Origin of the sequence: Pseudomonas sp. HT11 (genome assembly GCF_044875395.1) — a bacterium.
Taxonomy (GTDB): Bacteria; Pseudomonadota; Gammaproteobacteria; order Pseudomonadales; family Pseudomonadaceae; genus Aquipseudomonas.
The window spans coordinates 2,142,110-2,161,075 of sequence record NZ_CP173217.1; the positions used below are offsets into that span (position 1 = coordinate 2,142,110).

General features: G+C 61.0%; 16 protein-coding genes. 7 read left to right on the plus strand and 9 right to left on the minus strand.

Going from position 1 to position 18,966, the window contains the following annotated elements:
• Positions 1 to 208: 208 nt before the first annotated feature.
• From ABWL43_RS09845 to ABWL43_RS09855, 3 genes are all read right to left on the minus strand, one after another.
• Positions 209 to 2,695, minus strand: a complete 2,487-nt coding sequence (locus ABWL43_RS09845; RefSeq protein ID WP_404487528.1) for a TonB-dependent siderophore receptor — start codon at positions 2,693 to 2,695, stop codon at positions 209 to 211.
• Between the two features lie 105 nt (positions 2,696 to 2,800).
• Positions 2,801 to 3,751, minus strand: coding sequence for a FecR domain-containing protein (locus tag ABWL43_RS09850; protein ID WP_404487529.1), 951 nt, complete (start codon positions 3,749 to 3,751; stop codon positions 2,801 to 2,803).
• Positions 3,738 to 4,253 (minus strand): sigma-70 family RNA polymerase sigma factor, encoded by a 516-nt coding sequence (locus ABWL43_RS09855; RefSeq protein ID WP_404487530.1) that lies wholly within the window; start codon positions 4,251 to 4,253, stop codon positions 3,738 to 3,740. The genes ABWL43_RS09850 and ABWL43_RS09855 overlap by 14 nt, the downstream gene beginning before the upstream one ends.
• A gap of 171 nt (positions 4,254 to 4,424) precedes the next feature.
• On the opposite strand from ABWL43_RS09855, the gene ABWL43_RS09860 reads away from it, so the two are divergent.
• Entirely contained in the window at positions 4,425 to 5,054 is a 630-nt protein-coding gene (locus tag ABWL43_RS09860; protein ID WP_404487531.1) for a LysE family translocator, read from the plus strand.
• Positions 5,055 to 5,063: 9 nt separating this feature from the next.
• On the opposite strand, the gene inhA is transcribed toward ABWL43_RS09860, so the two are convergent.
• The gene (gene inhA / locus ABWL43_RS09865; protein ID WP_145163298.1) at positions 5,064 to 5,744 is read right to left on the minus strand and encodes an isonitrile hydratase; all 681 of its coding nucleotides are present in this window, start codon (positions 5,742 to 5,744) and stop codon (positions 5,064 to 5,066) included.
• A gap of 89 nt (positions 5,745 to 5,833) precedes the next feature.
• Here inhA and ABWL43_RS09870 point away from each other — a divergent pair, with 89 nt between their 5' ends.
• Positions 5,834 to 6,802 (plus strand): GlxA family transcriptional regulator, encoded by a 969-nt coding sequence (locus ABWL43_RS09870; RefSeq protein WP_145163300.1) that lies wholly within the window; start codon positions 5,834 to 5,836, stop codon positions 6,800 to 6,802.
• A 140-nt stretch (positions 6,803 to 6,942) separates the two neighbouring features.
• On the opposite strand, the gene ABWL43_RS09875 is transcribed toward ABWL43_RS09870, so the two are convergent.
• From ABWL43_RS09875 to ABWL43_RS09895, 5 genes are all read right to left on the minus strand, one after another.
• Positions 6,943 to 7,848: an alpha/beta fold hydrolase gene (locus tag ABWL43_RS09875; protein WP_404487532.1), complete on the minus strand. Its 906-nt coding sequence runs from the start codon at positions 7,846 to 7,848 to the stop codon at positions 6,943 to 6,945.
• Positions 7,849 to 7,918: 70 nt separating this feature from the next.
• Entirely contained in the window at positions 7,919 to 8,500 is a 582-nt protein-coding gene (locus ABWL43_RS09880; RefSeq protein ID WP_369303317.1) for a GNAT family N-acetyltransferase, read from the minus strand.
• Entirely contained in the window at positions 8,497 to 8,976 is a 480-nt protein-coding gene (locus tag ABWL43_RS09885; RefSeq protein WP_404487533.1) for a cysteine hydrolase family protein, read from the minus strand. The genes ABWL43_RS09880 and ABWL43_RS09885 overlap by 4 nt, the downstream gene beginning before the upstream one ends.
• Positions 8,977 to 9,218: 242 nt before the next feature.
• The gene (locus ABWL43_RS09890; protein WP_262206278.1) at positions 9,219 to 11,045 is read right to left on the minus strand and encodes a glycoside hydrolase family 15 protein; all 1,827 of its coding nucleotides are present in this window, start codon (positions 11,043 to 11,045) and stop codon (positions 9,219 to 9,221) included.
• Positions 11,038 to 11,838 carry a glucose 1-dehydrogenase gene (locus tag ABWL43_RS09895; RefSeq protein WP_242201621.1) on the minus strand — a complete coding sequence of 267 codons (801 nt, stop codon included), beginning with the start codon at positions 11,836 to 11,838 and terminating at the stop codon, positions 11,038 to 11,040. The genes ABWL43_RS09890 and ABWL43_RS09895 overlap by 8 nt, the downstream gene beginning before the upstream one ends.
• 194 nt (positions 11,839 to 12,032) lie before the next feature.
• Here ABWL43_RS09895 and ABWL43_RS09900 point away from each other — a divergent pair, with 194 nt between their 5' ends.
• The 5 genes from ABWL43_RS09900 (at position 12,033) to ABWL43_RS09920 (ending at position 18,915) form a co-directional block, all read left to right on the plus strand.
• Entirely contained in the window at positions 12,033 to 13,697 is a 1,665-nt protein-coding gene (locus ABWL43_RS09900; protein WP_404487534.1) for an ATP-dependent nuclease, read from the plus strand.
• 140 nt (positions 13,698 to 13,837) lie between these two features.
• Positions 13,838 to 14,338, plus strand: a complete 501-nt coding sequence (locus ABWL43_RS09905) for a sigma-70 family RNA polymerase sigma factor (protein ID WP_404487535.1) — start codon at positions 13,838 to 13,840, stop codon at positions 14,336 to 14,338.
• Between the two features lie 23 nt (positions 14,339 to 14,361).
• The gene (locus ABWL43_RS09910; protein ID WP_404487536.1) at positions 14,362 to 15,315 is read left to right on the plus strand and encodes a FecR family protein; all 954 of its coding nucleotides are present in this window, start codon (positions 14,362 to 14,364) and stop codon (positions 15,313 to 15,315) included.
• A 91-nt stretch (positions 15,316 to 15,406) separates the two neighbouring features.
• Positions 15,407 to 17,812 carry a TonB-dependent siderophore receptor gene (locus ABWL43_RS09915; RefSeq protein ID WP_404487537.1) on the plus strand — a complete coding sequence of 802 codons (2,406 nt, stop codon included), beginning with the start codon at positions 15,407 to 15,409 and terminating at the stop codon, positions 17,810 to 17,812.
• 194 nt (positions 17,813 to 18,006) lie between these two features.
• Positions 18,007 to 18,915: a hypothetical protein gene (locus ABWL43_RS09920; protein ID WP_404487538.1), complete on the plus strand. Its 909-nt coding sequence runs from the start codon at positions 18,007 to 18,009 to the stop codon at positions 18,913 to 18,915.
• The last annotated feature ends 51 nt before the right edge of the window (positions 18,916 to 18,966 follow it).

Genomic DNA, 18,966 nt, shown 5'->3' on the forward strand with positions numbered 1-18,966 from the left:
ATGCCAGACACGTTAAGCTGAATTTTTCGTCGCATTTTATTGACTTTCCTTGTTCGAACACGCGGTGAAGAGGTGTGATTTTGAGTGTAGGAACAAATGTGAGAATTTTCCTGCCAGATGCACAAACCTTTTTCGAATAGAGGTAGGAAAAGGGGACAAGGACGCGGTGGCAGGGCGCCTAATGCCTGCCACCGGGGACATCGGGGGGTTAGAAGTTGCCTTTCACACTCAGGGTAAAATTGCGCGGTTCACCGTAAAAGTTGCCCCAGGCGGCGGTGCCCACGGTTTGATAATAGTGTTTGTCGAAAACATTGTTACCGTTGAGCGCCACGGTCCAGGTGTCGTCTACGCGATAGGCCAGGCGCGCACTCCACACCGCATAACCGGCCTGTTCGAGCTTGATGCCCTGCACGCGGTAGTTGCTGCTCTGGGCGTTGACGCCGGTGCCCACGCTCCATTTCGACAGCGCGCCATCCAGTTGGTAGTCACCCCACATGCGCAGCATATGCCGGGGCACGTAGCTGTTGGACACGCCACCTTCCACGGCGCTGTCGATGTTCTTCAGGGTTTTGGTCTGGGTATAGGTGTAGCCGCCAAACACCTGCAGGCGCTCGAGCAATTCACCACTGACTTCGGCTTCTACACCCTGGGCGCGGGTCTTGCCGGTGTCGCTGTAGCAATAACCGTCGGAGGACGTCGGGCAGACGCTGAGGTAGTCGGTTTCAGCCGTGTTTTTCTGCACGGCGCGAAACAGCGCAAGGGAGCTGTTGAGGCGCCCCTCGAACCATTCGCCCTTGATCCCCAGCTCGTAGTTGTCACCGATCTGCGGCTTGAGTGCCGCGCCGTCGACCGTGGCGTAGGAACTTTGTGGCTGGAAGATATCGGCGTAGCTGGCGTACACCGAGAGGTGTTCGTCGAGGTCATAAATCAGTGCGGCAAACGGTGTGACTTCGCCGGTTTCCCGGGTGCGCGCATTCTGCACGGCCCATTCGCCCCAGGCCAGGTTGTTGGACTGGCGACGGTTTTCATACCAGCTCACGCGGCTGCCGACGATAAACAACAACGGTTCGGCCAGGCGCAGGCGCAACGTGGCGTAGGTGCCGTATTGGGTGGCGGTTTCCTTGACCGTGCCGCCGCGGTACATGTTGGGCCAGAAGGTATCGTTGGCGGGTTCCGCAAGGTGGTGGTCGGGTTGGTAGATGTTCACGCGCGTCGGCAGGTTCTGGATTGCATACACATCATCCTGGGTGCCCCGGCTGCCGTTGGCGCCAATGATCAGTTCGTGTTCGAGGCCGAAGGCTTCGAACTTGCCGTCCAGGTAGGCGTCAAGGCCGAAGTCGCGGTGGTCGTAATCCATCAAGGCTGCGTAGGAGTTGGCCGTCGGTGCCGGGTTGCCATAGTCGATGGTGCCTTCGCTGGCGGCGTATTTGATGTCTTGCAGGTTGCGGCTGTGCACGGCCGCCACGTTGAGTTTCCAGTCATCGCTGAAGTGGTGGGTGAGGTCGGCGAAGAACGTGGCGCGCTGGCTTTGCCAGTCGTTCCAGGATTGGCCCAGGCAGGTGGAGCGGCTGAGCTTGGCGCTTTTGCCGTCGCTGTAGCGCGGCAAGCCGCCCCAGCAGGGCGAGGCATCAACGTCTTCATAGCTGGCGCCGACGCCCAGGGTGGTGTCGGCGTCGAGGTCGAAATCCAGTGCCGCGTAGACCGCCTGGTCCTGGCGCTTGGCGATATCCATATACGACCCGCGCGTTTGCTGGCTGACGGCCGCGCGGCCGCGCACGGTGCCGCTGTCATTCAGTGCGCCGCCGGTGTCGAGGTCGGCGCGGTAGTTGTCCCAGGTGCCGGCGGACAGCGACAGGCTGGTGGTGGGTTTGGCTTGAGGCCGCTTGCGCACAAAATTCACCGCGCCGCTGGCGGTGCCAGCGCCCTTGAGCATGCCGGCTGCACCCTTGAGCACTTCCACTCGATCATAAATCGCCATGTTGGCGGTAAAGCTGTCGGCCTGTACGTAGTCCTTGCCCATGTCCAGAGGCACCCCGTCGTACTGGTACTGGCCGAGCATCTTGAAACCCCGGGAGTAGAAATACTTGCCGCCCATGGGCGACTCATAGGTGGTGATGCCCGGTGTGCGCTCCATGACGTCATCGATGGTGGTGACGTTCTGATCGTCCATCAATTGACGGGTCATCACGCTGACCGATTGCGGGGTTTCCCGCAGGCTGTGTTCGCCTTTGCCGATCGTCACCGCACCGGTGGTGTAGGCGCCGGTGCCGTCGGTTGTGGCCCCTGCGCGGGCGCCGGTGACGGTGGTGGCGCTCAGGTTGAGCGCGCCGGATTCGGCCATTTGCGGCAGCAACAGCCAGGTGCTTGCACCCTGGCGCTGGGCTTGCAGGTGTTGCCCGCGCAGCAGCTGGTTCAACGCTTGCTCGCGGTCAAGGTTGCCGGTGAGGCCCGTGCTGGACTTGCCAGCGACACTGGTGGCGTCGTACGACAGGCTGATGCCGGCCTGGCGGGCGAACTGATCCAACGCGTTGGCCAGGGCGCCTGGAGCGATGTGCCAATCGCGCGCCTGATTATCGACGGCAAGTGTGTCGGCCAGCACGGCCGAGGGCAGGCCACCTCCGCTGAGGCAGGCGCCGAGCACGGCGGCCTGCACCGTGCGCTTGAGGGAAGAACGTTGGGAAGGAAACGCTTGCATGACCGCGGAATGCTCCTGAAGGAAGTGGACAGAACCGGCCTGTTGATCGGCCTTTCCTTACAGGTCGAGCGGCAATGAGCATTCACCTCATTTATTTTTCAGTACTTACACGCGAGGCGTGACAGTGACCCAGTAGCGGCTGCGGTAGTGAATGCTCACCGGCAACGATTGCGCCACCAGGCTCAACACCTGATCGGTGTCGTCCAGTTGGTACGTGCCCGACACGCGCAGGCTGGCTACCGCTTCGCTGCAACGCACCAGGCCGTTGCGGTAGCGGCTCAGTTCGGTGAGGAAGTCGTCCAGGCGCATGTTGTGGGCGCTGATCACACCTTCGCTCCAGGCCCAGGGATCCAGGCCGGTGGCAATCGATGGGCGAATGCCGTGGCGGTCGAACAGTATGTGTTCACCTGGCTTGACGATATGTCGGGGGTTGGATGAATGCTTGTCGACATACACCGCCACGGCGCCTTGCTGCACATCGAGCAAGGTACCTTGAGAGGCCTCGCGCAGCAGAAACCGCGTGTCGAGGGCGCGCAGCAAACCATCGCGAGTCTGTACCCACAACGGCCGGTTGTCGGCACTGCTATTGACCCGTATCTCGCCCTGAAGCAGCTGCACCTGGCGCCGCTCGGCAGTGAAGGCGGTGTCGATCGCGCTGGCGCTGTTGAGCTGCACCTGGCTGCCATCGCTCAATGTGACCCAGCGCCGTTCGCCGGTGGCCGTGCGGTAGTCGGCCAGCAAGGCGGGCAGGGGCGTGTAGTCGCGACCGAGCCAGGTCAGCCCGGCGGCGCCGGCCAACAGCCCCAACACTTTCAAACCTTCCCGGCGGCTGATGCGTCGGCGCGCGCCATCCAGCGCATGGTGGCCGACGCGAGCGGGAACCTGGGCAAACTCATCATGCATGCTCGCTACGCGTTGCCACACCCGCTGATGCTCGGCGCTGGTCTGCAACCACTGCTCGAACGCGGCGGTGCTGGCGTCATCGGCGACGTTGAAACGCAGCTTTATCATCCACTGGATAGCCTGGTCGAGCAGGCGCGGGTCAACGTTCGGCATACCGCAACCGGTAGCAGGCGTGCAGCGCTTTGGACAGGTCGCGCTCGACGGTGGCTTTGGACACGCCCAGGCGCAAGGCGATTTGCGCACACGTCAGGCCATCCAGTTGCGCCAGCAAAAAGGCTTCGCGTACGCGTGGCTTGAGCTGGTCGAGCAAGCGGTCGATGCGCTCCAGGCTGTCGAGGATCAAAAGCCGGGTCTCCTCTGACGGCACTTGCAGTTCCGGGAAGTGCGCGAGGCTCTCAAGGTAGGCGCGTTCCAGTTCGCGGCGCCGGTATTGGTCGATCATCAGACTGCGCGCGATGCTGCTCAGGTAAGCGCGCGGCTGCTGCAAGGTTTGCTGTTTGCGCGCGATGAGCAGGCGCATGAAGGTTTCCTGCGCCAGATCGGCAGCGTGTTCACGGCAGCCGGTGCGCCGGCTTAACCAGCCGCGCAGCCACGAATGATGAGCCTGGTAGAGCTGGCCGAGGGTGGCAGGGTCCAGAGGGGGGGCGCTCGACATGGGCATCCTGCGTAACAGTCTCAATTGATAATGTTTCGCATTCTAGACGCTGGTTGTGGTCACGAGCAATCGCCCGGTGCCGTCGTGAGCAAAGAATGTATCCAGCACAATTTTTTGTGCGCGCAAGGCTGGCCGATTAGCCTGCAGGCTTTTACGGCGCAGGGCTTGAGCATGATCGATCTTTCAACCTTGTTGGTGTTTTCAGGGGCGGTGGTGTTGCTGCTGCTATCGCCGGGGCCGAACATGGCGTTTGTTATCAGCCATGGCGTGAGTTATGGCTGGCGCGGTGGCGTGGCCTCGAGCCTGGGGATTTGCGTCGCAGACCTGCTGCTGACCGCGTTGACCGCCACCGGTGTCACGGCACTGGTCGCCAGTTGGCCGCCGTCGTTTGATGTGATTCGTTATGCCGGCGTCATTTACCTGCTGTGGCTGGTGGTCAAGACCCTACAGAAAAGCCCGAGCCTGGACGCTGCCCAGGTGAAGCGCGTGCGCCTGGGGCGTGTGTTTGCGCAGGCCATGCTCAACAGCCTGCTCAACCCCAAGGCACTGTTGTTTTTCATGGTGTTTTTGCCCCAGTTCGTCAGGCCGCAGGCCGGTTCCATCACGCTGCAACTGCTGATGCTGGGCGGCGTTCTGACGCTGATTGCCGGTGTATTTCACGCGTTGCTGGGAGTTTTTGGCGGCGCGCTAAGCCGTTTTTTTGCCGGCCGCGCACAGAGCGCCAGGCTCCAGAAATGGGGCCTGGCGACGGTGCTCATGCTGCTGGCCGCGCGGCTGGCGCTGATGTCTCGGCCAGCTTGACAGGGCACCTCAACCCAACCGAGCTGCCGCCCGTGCCACGACCTCGCCGCGCACGCGACGCGATTCGGCCGTACGCTTCCTGGCTTCTTCCAGTACGTGCGCGGGCGCGGTCTGCGGGCTGCCCGAATCGAACGGCGGGGCGGGCGCGTATTCGATCTGCAACTGCACCAGTTGCGCCGCGGCCTCGCTGTAGAGTTCGGCGGCCAGGGTCAGGGCAAAGTCGATTCCTGCCGTAATCCCGCCGCCGGTCAGCAGGTTGCCGTCACGCACCACGCGCGCTTGCACCGCAATGGCGCCGAGTGGGGCGAGCAGGTCGTGATAGGCCCAGTGCGTGGTGGCCCTGCGACCGCGCAGCAAACCCGCCGCGCCGAGTACCAGCGAACCGGTGCACACCGAGGTCACGTAGCGTGCGGTCTGTGCCTGGGCCTTGAGGAAATCCAGGGTTTGCGGGTCTTCCATCAAGGCGCCGACGCCGGCACCGCCGGGCACGCAAATCACGTCCAGGCGCGGGCAGTCGGCGTACGTCATGGTCGGCGTAAACACCATGCCGGTGCTGGAGGTGACCGGTGCCAAGTCTTTCCACACCAGATGCAGTTGCACATCCGGCAGCGAACCCAGCACGTCGTAGGGGCCGGTGAGGTCCAGTTGCTGGATACCAGGGAACAACACAAAGCCAATCTGCAAGGTCATCGATGAAGCTCCGATAAAGGGGTAGACGGCCTCACTCTAGAGGCCTAGGCTTTGGCGCATACGCCATTGAGCCCACAGATTACGCCAACATGACCCGGACCATTCACGTACTCGCCTTCAATAACGCCCAGGTGCTCGACGTGACCGGGCCATTACAGGTGTTCGCCACCACCAATGACCTGGCGCGCCAGCGCGGCCAGCCGTTGCCTTATGCGGTGTCGGTGATTGCCGCCCAGGCGGAACCGGTGATGACCTCTGCGGGCCTGGCCTTGGTGGCCGAGCCGCTGCCTGCGGCCGACGCGCCGTGCGACACGCTGGTGATCGCCGGCGGCTGGGGCGTGTATGGCGCCGCCGAAGATGCCGCGCTGGTCGATTGGGTCACGCAAAAAGCCCGGCACACCCGACGCATGACCTCGGTGTGCACCGGGGCTTTCCTGCTCGCCGCCAGCGGTTTGCTCGATGGTTGCCGCGTGGCCACCCACTGGACACGCTGCGAGGAACTGGCGCGCAAGTTTCCGTCGCTGACGGTGGAGGCCAATCCGATTTTCATCCAGCAAGGCTCGGTGTGGACGTCCGCCGGCGTGACGGCCGGCATCGACCTGTGCCTGGCCCTGGTGGAAGAAGACCTGGGCCGCGCCGTGGCCCTGGAAGCGGCGCGGCACTTGGTGGTGTTCCTTAAACGCCCCGGTGGGCAAGCGCAATACAGCGTGGCGTTGTCCCTGCAAAAGGGCGACAGCCGTTTTGCCGATTTGCACGCGTGGATGGCCGAAAACCTCACCCTCGATCTGAATATTCCCACCTTGGCCGCCCAGGCCGGCATGAGCGAACGCAGCTTCGTGCGGCACTACCGCGCCGAAACCGGCCAGACCCCGGCGCGCGCAGTCGAGCTGATCCGCGTAGAAACCGCGCGTCGGCAGTTGGCCGACAGCACGGCGTCGATCAAACGTATCGCGGTGCAGTGCGGTTTTGGCTGCGAGGAAACCCTGCGGCGCAGTTTCCTGCGGGCACTGGAAGTCACGCCCCAGGCTTACCGTGAGCGCTTCTGCGCACCGACTTGAACAAAAACGTACACATTTTGCAGCGGGCTGGGCCTGTACATTTCCCACGGCATCATCGAAGCGGCGGCACGGTTTGGGCAGAAAGCGTGGAGGGGCAGGGCAGCGTGTTCAGTTTCAGGATCAAAGCTGCCCGGTAACGTTCAGGCCCGATCCAGCAGTTCGCAGATTGCGCTGAGTGTGGCCTGTGGCGCTTCCTGAGGAATGTTGTGGCCCACACCGGACAAGACTTCGCGTCGATAAAAACCGCTGAAATGTTCCCCGTCGTCATCCACCGCCGGGGCCGGGCCTACGCCGTCATCAGCGCCGCACAACGAAATTGTCGGCACCGAAATCGGCGGCTGCGCGGCCAGTGCCTGCTCGATCGCCTCCAGCGCCGGGTCGCCCGGCGCGTAGGTGAAACGGTGGCGATAGGAATGAATCACCACGTCGACAAAGTCCGGGTTGTCAAACGACGGTGCGGTGCGGCCATACAGCCCGGGCCCCTCAGCCCAGGTCGGCGACCACAGCCGCCACAACAACTCGCAGAACTCACGGCGATTGGCACTCAGACCGTCCACGCCACGCTGGGTGTGAAAGTAAAACTGGTACCACAACCGATGCTCCGTTTCCGGCGCGCGCGGTTCAAGCGACTTGGCAATGTCCTGGATGTTGTAGCCATCCCCGGTCACCAACCCGCGCACTCGGTGCGGCCATAGAGCGGCGACGATACACGCGGCGCGCCCGCCCCAGTCGTAACCGGCGAGCGTGGCCTGCGCGAGGCCCAGGGCATCCATGAAATCCAGCAGGTCCTTGGCCAACGCCGCCTGTTGGCCGGAGCGCATCACCTGCGCGTTGATAAACCGCGTCGGGCCATAACCGCGCAGATAAGGCACCAACACCCGACAACCGCGTTCGGCCAGGGCCGGCGCGATCTCATCGTAGCCACGCGGGTCGTAAGGGAAACCATGCAGCAGGATCACCGGTTCGCCGTCTTCGGGGCCGTGGGCTTCGTAGGCGATTTCTAGCATCGGCGTACGGACATATAGCAGCGGGGCGAGCGTAGTCATGAGGGGCACTTATCGACTGGCCAAAGTAGCGGCCACTCTAGCTCAAACCCGTGACGGTACGGGGTGTAAATCAAGGCAGTCGTCTGACTTGTCCAGCCCGACCTGGCGCAACGCGATGCAATGCCTGCGTCAATAACCCCAACACCATCAGATCATGCCGCTGGCCATTCCAGAACCCGGCTTCTCGCAACGTCCCTTCGGCGATGAAGCCCAGGCGTTCCAACAACGCCAGTGACGCGGTGTTTTGCGGATGCACCAAGGCTTCAACCCGATGCAAGTGCATGTGCGCGATGCCCCAATCGAGCATCGCCCTCAACGCTTCGCTCATCAAGCCCTGGCCACGGGCGGCGGGCGCCAGTTCACAGGACAGGGCGCAGCTGTGCCAGGCGCGATTCCATTTGAACAGGCCGCAGCTGCCGATCAGTTCGCCGTCCCGTTCAATCCCCCAGCGTGTGCCGGGGTTGGGCTGGGTGCGCCACTGGGCGAAGGTGTCGATCAGCGCGTAGGCCTGGGCGAGGTCGATCATCGGGTCGGCGCCAAACCAGCGCATGTTGATGGTGTCGCGGTGGATGGCGAACAGGGCCGGTGCGTCGGTTGCGCGCAGTTCGCGCAGGCGCAGGCGCTGGGTGGCAAGCGTCGGGAATGGGTTCATGAGGCGGTCGTCGCCATCACCTGAGCCCGATCAATCACGCATCCAAAATGGTGCCGCCACAAATCCACGCCCAGTGTTCCCGACCGGTCCAGCGACGAGCCCACGGTCAAATCGCTGATCAGTGTCGGCTGCAAGCCGGCGTCAAATAACGCGAACCCGGCCGCCAGCACGCACGTATCGGTTTGAAGGCCACACACCAGCACGCGCTCCGGCGCCAGGCTTTTCAGGTAGTCCAGGGTTTCGGGTGTCGGCGCGTAGCCGTGTTTGATGAAGATGCGCTCGGCTGCGATCAGGCTGTCGTCATCCGGCGCGGGTTGCCAGCCCAGTTGGCGGGCAAAGGGGGTGATGCTTTCGTCGTGGCGCTCCACAGTGGCCACCGAGGGTAGACGCCCGAGCAGGGCGTTGATGCCATCGACCAGCCACGCGGGTGGATTGAAGGAAGGTTGCACGTCGATGATCAACAATACCTGGCGCATGAGGTTCCTGAACGCAGCTCGGGGGATGCCCATTGTGCACGCTATGGTGTTTAGCGAGGCGCCTCAGATCAAAATCAACAGCAGGAAGCTGAACCCGATGACCTGTGGGAGCGGGCTTGCTCGCGAATGCGATGTGTCAGCCTCTGCATGCAGTCACTGACACTCCCGCTTCTCGACAAACCCGCTCGCACAGGTGGCCCTCAGTGTCAGGTAGATAGGCCTCTGCTGCGCGTCAAGCCTGCTCAAGGTTGCCAGGTGGTCTTTTCCCCGCTGAGCTTGCGGTCCAGGAAGGTCGCCGCGCTGATCAGCGCCAAATGGCTCAACGCCTGCGGCGTATTGCCCAGGTGATGCGCCTGGCTGTCAAACTCTTCGGCGTACAAGCCCAACGGGTTGGCGTAGCGCAGCAGTTGTTCGAATTCCAGGTGGGCCTTCTCCACTTGCCCGGCGCGCGCCAGGCATTCGACGTACCAGAACGAACACGCGGCGAATGCGCCTTCGGTGCCTTGCAACCCGTCGATCTGGCTGTCGTCGTTGCGGTAGCGGTAGACCATGCCGTCACGCACCAGGCTTTTCTGGATTGCTTCAAGCGTCGACAGCCAGCGTGGGTCGGTCGCCGCGACGAAGCGCACCAGTGGCATCAGCAGCATCGAACCATCCAGCGCAGTACTGCCGATGTGCTGCACGAAATGCCCGCGCTCTTCATCCCAGAAGTTGCTCCAGATATCCGCGTAGATCGCCTGGCGTGTCTGGTCCCAGCGCGCAAACGGGGCGGGCAGCGAGCGCTTGGAGGCCAACCGGATTGCACGGTCCAGCGCCACCCAGCACATCAGGCGCGAATGCAGGAAGTGATGCTGCTCACCGCGCATTTCCCAGATGCCCACGTCTTGCTGGTTCCAGATTTCGCACACCTGATCGGCCACTTCCACGGTGTGTTTCCAGCCTTCATGGGAAATCGCTTCACCGTATTTGTTGACCAGATACACCGCATCCATCAGCTCGCCGTAGATATCCAGCTGGACCTGGTCAAACGCTTCATTGCCGATGCGCACGGGTTTGGCGCCGCCGTGGCCGCTGAAGTGATCAAGCGTGGCTTCCGGCAGTTCCTGGCGCCCATCGATACCGTAAAGAATATTGATTTTGGTCGCCTGACCGCAGCAGTCACTGACGCGGCCTTTCAGCCAGCGCATGTAAGCGTTGGCCTCCTCGATGAACCCCAGACGCATGAAGGCGTAGACGGTAAACGAGGCGTCGCGGATCCACGTGTAGCGGTAGTCCCAGTTGCGTTCGCCGCCGGGGGTTTCCGGCAGGCCAAATGTCGCGGCGGCGATGATTGCGCCGTGTTTGCGCGAGGTCAGCAGCTTCAAGGCGAGTGCCGAGCGGTTGACCATTTCGCGCCAGCGCCCACGGTAATTCGACTGCGCGATCCAGCCGCGCCAGAATTTCAAGGTGTGCGCCAGCGCCAGGTCGGTGCAGCCATTGTTGACGCGGGGGTCATCCTGGCCGCCGAGCACGAACTCAGCGCCTTCTTCCTGGCCCAGGGTGAAGCTGGCCACGGCGGCATCATCTTCGATCTGCATCGCGTGGCTGCCCGCCAGCCGCAGGCCAGGCAGGCCGTCGGCGGTAAAAGACACGATACCGTCGGCGAGGCTGGCCTGGGTTGGCGTGCGCGCATAGTCGTGGCGCACGGCGCAGCGCAGCTGGATGTTTGCGCTGCCGCTGACCACGCGCACGCGGCGAATCAGCAGCGGCAGGTCGTCGATTTCTTCACTGATGACCAGCAGGTCGGTGATTTCCACCACGGCTTCATCGCTCAGCCAGCGGGTTTGCAGCACGTTGGTATCGGGCAGGTAGATTTGTTCACGCCGTGCGTTTTTCAGTTCGGGTGAAAGTTGAAAAACACCCGCCTCAGGCGTGTCGAGCAGCGAACAGAAGATCGACGGGCTGTCGAATTCCGGCCAGCAGAAAAAATCGATGCTGCCGCGGTCATTCACCAAGGCCGCGCTGCGCATGTCGCCAATAATGCCGTGGGCATCGATGGCGCTTTGGGGTTCGTTCTTGAAATCAACCATTGCCACGAAACTCCGGATAAAGGCTCATGCCACCGTCAATGAACAGGGTGCTGCCGACCACGTAGTCGGACGCGTCGCTGGCCAGCCACACCACCGCGTTGGCCACGTCTTCGACGTCGCCGACGCGGCCATAGGGAATCAACTTCAACAGCTCTTTTTCTGCCGCACCCTCGGTGGCTGCGCGGTTGATCGCCGTACGAATGGCGCCCGGCGCAATGCCATTGATGCGGATGCGTTGTTCGCTGACTTCCTGGGCCAGGGTGCGCATCAGCATTTCCACGCCGCCCTTGGAGGCGGCGTAATTCACATGCCCGGCCCAGGGAATGATCTGGTGCACCGAACTCATGTGGATGATTTTGCCGGCGGCACGCGACACGCCTTCGCGCACGCCCTGGCGGTTGAAAATCCGCACGGCGGCGCGGGCACACAGGAACTGGCCGGTGAGGTTGACGCCGATCACGGTGTTCCAGTCGTCGAGGGTCATGTCGACCAGGTTGGCGTCTTTTTGCAGGCCGGAGTTGGCCACCAGAATGTCCAGGTGGCCGAAGGCATCGAGGGTCTGGGCGAATAAACGTTCTACGTCGGCTTCCTTGGACACATCGCCACCGATGGCAATCGCCTGGCCGCCGTTGGCGTTGATCTGCGCGGCAAGAGCTTCGGCCGGCGCCGCCTGCGAGTTGTAATTGAGCACCACGGCCGCACCGGCCTCGGCCAATGCCTTGGCGGCGCCTGCACCAATGCCGGAACTGGCGCCGGTGACCAGGGCCACTTGTTGCTGCAACGAGATCTGCATAGCCCACCCACCGTTTTAAGAGAGTCTTTGCAGCTGACTGGCGGCGCGGGGCGGAAGTTCACCGGTTGTCTCAAATGCGACGATGGCTGCTTATCCTGCTCAGGCGTTATCGTTGGAGATGTCGTCAGGTACAGGTTCAGGAAGTGGGGAATGCCGCCGATACGCAGGAACATCAATCAGCGTGTTTTGGGCTCATGCATATTTCGCATATTTGGTTTTCTGGCATTCGTACCCTCAATTCTCCCCAGCAGAGCGTCCCTCAATACCTTTCAGCGCAGGCGCATTTCGACATGTTGTTCGAAACGAGCCCATTAGAAACGGGGCAGGTAAACGTGTTGCTTGGCGAGAATGGGGCCGGTAAATCGACAATCCTCGACATGCTGAGAGGCCTGCGGTACCCAGAGATCTTGGCTTCGCTCCCCCGGGAAAATCCTCCCAGGCAGAGTAATCCCTCCTACGGTGTCAAGTTCAGTAATGGCGAGCGCTGGGGTTATCTCTTTTCCTCTGGTGCGGCGGAACATCCCGAAGAAGCATTGCGTTACGCAAGTTGCATACAATTGCTCTTGCCACCGCCTCAGGCTCATGACGGTGGATGGCAATACTCCTCGGATCAAAGAAGGTTGGCGCGTCGAAAGGTGAATGTGTCGGGTCAGCTTTATAAAAATGCACCGTTCAGCCCGTTCCCACGCTTTTTCAGTTGCTCGTGCATCTGCTATCGCGCTAGTGCCCAACCTGAAGAGGCGTTCGATAAGGCATTCGTTGAGGCGTTGAATAGCATCCGCCACCATCTTCTCGGTTTGGCGGTGTTTCCTAGGGCGGAGGAGAGGGGGCAGACGCTGCTCAACGATGTTTCGTTTCATCTGAGCGAGCCCGGGATCATCGGCGTTTGGCTGGATGATGATCATCGAATGTCTAACGAGTTGCAGGGCCACTGGCTACCATCCGGCTGGAAGACGTTCGCCTGGATTGCAAGCTGGCTGAGGACGTGTCCGGAAGGCGCAGTGTGTCTGATCGAAGAACCGGAAACCCATCTGCATCCAACCCTGATGCGTTACTTGATGGAGACGCTGATCCAGATTGCCAGTGAGCGAACACAACAACTATTTATCAGCACGCATTCCGCAGCATTGATCAATGTTGCCGCTACGGAAAAATTGAAGATTTTCCAGAGCCACGGTACCTACATCGATTGCAAGCCAGACCTAAGCGAAATTCTTGACCGGATGGGGTATATGGCTTCCGATATCTTGCAGGCCAATTGCGTAATCTGGGTTGAAGGGCCTTCTGATCGTACCTATTTAAACCATTGGATCAGCGGGCTGGCGCCCTCTCTGCGTGAAGGTATTCATTATTCAATCATGTTTTACGGTGGGCGTTTGCTGAGCCATCTGACCGCAGATGATGATGGCGAGGAAGGGGATGACAACCTTGAGGATCTTATTAGCCTGATTAGATTGAATCGACATTCAGCGATCTTGCTCGACAGTGATAAGAGCGGCGTCGATAAAGCGATCAACGTCACAAAGCAACGCATTGTTAATGCTTTCAGTCACCACCCAAACCGGCATGTATGGGTGACGAAGGGACGTGAGGTGGAAAACTATCTAGATCCCCTGCGACTGGAAAAAATAATCAAAGCAGTCCATCCGTCGGCGGCACGAACAGGGGGAACCAGTATTTGGGCAAACCGTTTGCTCTACAAAAAGCAGCATGCGCAAAAGAGCAAAACAGCCAACAAGGTCAAGGTAGCATCCGCCTACGTTGCTGATCATATACCTGACTACAGCCCTCTCGATTTGCGAGTGCAAGTTGAGCTGCTGTGTCAGTTCATCAAACGTTGGAACTCAGGCATGGTGTAGCCTGATTAGGCGTTGCAAGTATGGGGTGTGCGGTGGAGCGACGCCGCATCCGGGGAATCACAATCTCGGCGACGCGAAGCAATTGCTCCACTTAATAGGAAACATTACTATTCACGCCCCGCCTCCTCAGTGCTCACTCGATGACTCCTCAGCCGCCCCGCAGAACAGGCTTTTTCGAGCACTACGAAGAGTTGATCGGAACCTGGACACGCCGCCTGAGAAACCGTCAGCAGGCCGAGGACCTGGCCCACGACACCTTCGTGCGGGTGCTTGAGTCGCGTTCCAGCGAGGTTGAGCAACCGCGCGCCTATTTGCATCAAACCGCGCGCAACATCGCCGTTGATGCCTATCGCCGTGAAGATCGGCGTGAGTCGCTGGCGCTGGAAGCCTTTGATCAGCGTTCGCCGCACAGCGGCGATCCGGAGCATTTCATGCACGCGATCCAGTTGGCGGACTCCATCGAGCGGGCCCTGGCCGAGTTGCCGCTCAACTGTCGCAAGGTATTTATCTGGCAGAAAATCGAGGGCCTGACCCAGCAGGAAATCGCCGTGCGCCTGGGCCTGTCTAAAAACATGGTGGAAAAGTATATGATCCGCACCTTGCGGCATCTGCGTGACCGCCTGGATGCGATGGCCCCATGACCCGCTTTGACACAGGACCTTCCATGATGGATAGCCGCGCTCGCGACGAAGCCGCGCAATGGTTTGTACGCCTGCAAGAGGCCGACTTGAGCAGCGCAGAACGCCAGCGCTTCGACGCCTGGCGCAACGAGCGTCCCGAGCACCAGTACGAATTCGATGTGCTGCAAGGGATGTGGAGCGCCGCAGACCTGCTGCCCAAGGCACGTTTGCAGGCGTTGTGTGAGGCGCCGGTCGAGCGGCCCCGACGCCGCGCCGTTGTGCGTTATGCCGTCGCCGCCAGTGTGGTGGCGATTGCCCTGGGCCTCGGGCTGTTCAGCGGGCTGGATCGGCCCACACCCTACAGTGCGCAATTCAGTACGCGCGTGGGTGAGCATCGCCAAGTGGCCTTGCCGGACGGCTCGGTCATGGACCTGAACAGCCGCAGCGTGGTCGCGGTGCACTACGAAAATGGCCGGCGCGGTGTGGAGATCAAGCAAGGCGAAGCGATGTTCAGCGTCGAGCATGACACCCGTCGCCCGTTCATCGTGGTCGCCGGGGCAGGGCAGGTGACGGTCACCGGCACACGGTTCGATGTGCGCCGTGACGACGACCAGACCCGCGTGGTGGTCGAGGCCGGCACCGTCAAGGTACAGGGGCGCTCGACGGATCAGAGGGTCACGCTCACGGCAGGCCGCGGCACGCATATCGATTCCCAGGGGCAGGTCGCAGCGGCTTACGCGGTGAATGCCGATGAACTGACCGCCTGGCGCAGCGGAAAACTGGTGTTCAACAACGCCACCCTCGGCGAAGTGGCCCGTGAAGTATCGCGCTACCGTGAGCAGCCCTTGCGGGTCAGCACGGCGGCGGTGAGCAACCTGCGCTTGACCAGTGTGTTCAACGCCCGCGACACCGACGCCTTGCTCAAAGCCTTGCCGCACATACTGCCGGTTGCCCTGCGCAGCTTGCCCGATGGCAGCCAGGAAATTATTTCCCGCTGAGATTCAGGTTTTTTCCGAGTTCTTCGTCTTCTCCTGCAACTGGTTTGCATTAACAGCCGCACACTCTTGCGATCACAGGACTAGGTTCGACGTGAAAAAACTGACCGTCTACAACAATAAAATTTCCCGCTGGGCGTCCCTGGCGCTGGCGCTCGCCGTCAGTGCCGCGCTGCCTGCGGCCTATGCTGGCGACGGCATCCACATCCGCGCCCAGCCTTTGGGCGCAGCGTTGAGCCAGTTGGGCCAGCAGACTTCCCTGCAAGTGTTTTTCAACCCGGACATGGTCGCCGGCAAGCAAGCGCCTGCGGTGGACGGTAACCTCTCGCCCGAACAAGCCCTGCGCCAGCTGCTGCAAGGCAGCGGCCTGGATTACCAGATCGACGCCGGCTCTGTGACCCTGCGCCCGCAAAGCACCGGCACCGGTGAAGCGGGCTCGCCGCTGGAGCTGGGCGTCACTGACATCAAGGTGGTCGGCGACTGGTTGGGCGATGCGAACGCCGCCGTCGTGCAGAACCACCCTGGCGCGCGCACGGTGGTGCGCCGTGAAGCCATGGTTGAGCAGGGCGCAATGAACGTCGGTGACGTGCTGCGCCGTATCCCTGGCGTGCAGGTGCAGGAATCCAACGGCACCGGTGGCAGTGATATTTCCCTGAACGTCGGTGTTCGTGGCCTGACGTCGCGCCTGTCGCCACGCTCCACCGTGCTGATCGACGGCGTACCGGCGGCGTTCGCCCCGTATGGCCAGCCTCAACTGTCGATGGCGCCAATTTCCGCCGGCAACCTGGACAGCATCGACGTGGTGCGCGGCGCCGGTTCCGTGCGTTATGGACCGCAGAACGTCGGCGGTGTGATCAACTTCGTCACCCGCGCCATTCCCGAGACGTTCTCCGGGGAAGTCGGCACCACTTTGCAGACGGCTGAACACGGTGGCTGGAAACACGTCGACAACGCCTTTGTGGGTGGCACCGCCGACAACGGGATTGGCGTCGCGTTGCTCTATACCAGCGTCAACGGCAACGGTTACCGCGACAGCAACAACGCCAATGACATCGACGACGTGATCCTCAAGACTCATTGGGCGCCGACTGATCAAGACGATTTCTCGCTTAATTTCCACTACTACGACGCCAGCGCCGACATGCCCGGCGGCTTGACCCAGAAGCAATTCGACGCCAATCCGTACCAGTCGGTGCGCGACTACGACAACTTCAGCGGCCGCCGCAAGGACGTGTCGTTCAAGTACATCCGGCAGATCGATGACCGTACTCAGGCCGAAGTGCTGACCTACTACACCGACAGTTTCCGTGGCAGCAACATTGCCAACCGTGACCTGAAGACCATCGGCTCCTACCCGCGCACCTACTACACCTTCGGCATTGAGCCACGTGTGTCGCATGTGTTCGACGTGGGCCCCAGCACTCAGGAAGTCAGTCTCGGCTACCGCTACCTCAAAGAAGGCATGCATGAGCAAGCCAGCAGCTTGAATCTGGTCGACAATGTGCCGACGCCGGGTGGCCAAAACGATGGACATGTTTATCAGGACCGCACCGGCGGCACCGTCGCCAATGCGTTCTATCTCGATAACAAAATCGATATCGGCAAATGGACCGTCACCCCGGGTATCCGCTTCGAAAACATCGAAACCCGTTGGCATGATCGCCCGGTGGTCGCCCTGAACGGCGTGCGCACCGTGGAGAAAAATCGCAAGATCGAAAGCAACGAGCCCTTGCCGGCGTTGAGCGTGATGTACCACATCTCTGATGCCTGGAAGCTGTTCGCCAACTACGAAACCTCGTTCGGCAGCCTGCAGTATGCGCAGATCGGGCAGGGCGGCCGGGTCAACCAGACGGCCGATGGCCTGAACCCGGAAAAAGCCAAGACCTACGAGGTCGGCACGCGCTACAACGACAGCGTGTGGGGCGGCGAAGTGACGTTGTTCTACATCGACTTCTCGGACGAGTTGCAATACGTCAGCAACGACGTGGGCTGGACCAACCTGGGCGCTACCAAGCACCAGGGCATCGAAACCTCGGCCCACTACGACCTGTCGAACCTCGACCCGCGCCTGGACGGCCTCACCGCCAGCGCCGGTTTCACCTACACCAAGGCCACCTCTGAAGGCGATGTACCGTTCAAGGGCCGCGATTTGCCGCTGTATTCGCGTGAAGTGGCAACGGCGGGCCTGCGTTACGACATCAATCACTGGACCCATAACCTGGACGTCTATGCCCAGTCCGGGCAACGAGCGCCGGGCGCTGGCACTACCTACATCACCCAGGGCACTGCCGATGGCCAGTACGGCGATATTCCTGGTTATGTCTCGGTCAACGTGCGCAGCGGCTATGACTTTGGTGCGCAACTGTCGAACCTGAAACTGGGCGTGGGCGTGAAAAACGTTTTCGACCAACAACATTACACGCGCTCGAGCGACAACAACGCCGGGTTGTACCTTGGCGAACCACGTACCTTCTTCGTACAGGCAAGCGTCGGGTTCTGACCTGCCGTTGACACGAAAAATCGCAGCCCTGGGGCTGCGATTTTTTTTCGGCTTTCCTACAGGCAGTTAAGCGACCTGCTGCCGGGTCAGGAACCTATTCCGACAGAGGCGCCACACAGGGGGAAACCTGAACGACTTCGACGTCACGCTGGCGTAGCAGGTTGGTAATCGATCCCCTTGCACTGGAGGCACTTATGTCGGTATCGGCTCTCGATACGTCTGTTTCTGTTTCATCAACCACTGACACGGCGCTGGCTGATTCCAAGCCCGAAGCCAGGGCCAACCGCTCGTTTTCTGTTGCGCCGTCCTACCACAGCCACAGTGCCGGGAACGTCAGTTATAACCTGTCGGTCAACGTTTCCGGGCCGGTGTTTGGCGTTCATCAGCAAACAGCCCAGGGTCACACTGATCATCATCATTGGGCGCCGGCGATGACTCACTCGGCCTCGCAACAGGGTTTCATGCAGCAGTTTCAACATGCAATGGGCCATTGGTTTGGTCGTCAGCGCCCCGACGCGCATGCTCATCACAACGGCGTACCGCCAACGCCTGTGCCGGTTGGGTCGGGTAAACCAGACCTCGTCTACGCCCATAAAAGTAATGACCAACTGGCGCAGTTGCTGCTGAACAACTTCGCTGCGTTCACCGGATCAAGTCACTCCAAAACCCTGAGTGCTCGCACCCTTAAAGACATGGCGGCAAAACAGCTGGGCAGTGATCCCAAACTGAATGAAAACATTCGCACAGCCAGAGAGGTATTGCGACGTACCGGCATGATCGACGCCCTTGGCAGTCGAACCGACCTGCATGCCCTGGCTAAACTCATTCGTGACGACAACCCCTTTAAATACAAGGATGACAAACAAATAGCCCAGGAAATGCTCAACCATTTCAATCAATTGAAAGATTACGTTGGGCACGAAATCAACATCAAAGACCTTCAGACACTGGGCAAAACCCCCATGACGGGCATCCCTTCGATCGACCATTTAATCCAGCTGAGTAAAGCGTTTACCGGCCGCGGCGGTTCGCTGAAGAAAATGGACGCAGACGCGGATGGCCGGATCAACGTGTTTGAAATCCTGGTCGCACTGTCCCGCTGATTGGGTACGCGCGATGCAATCGGCGCGGCGAACGCTTCGTGGCGCTTGCTG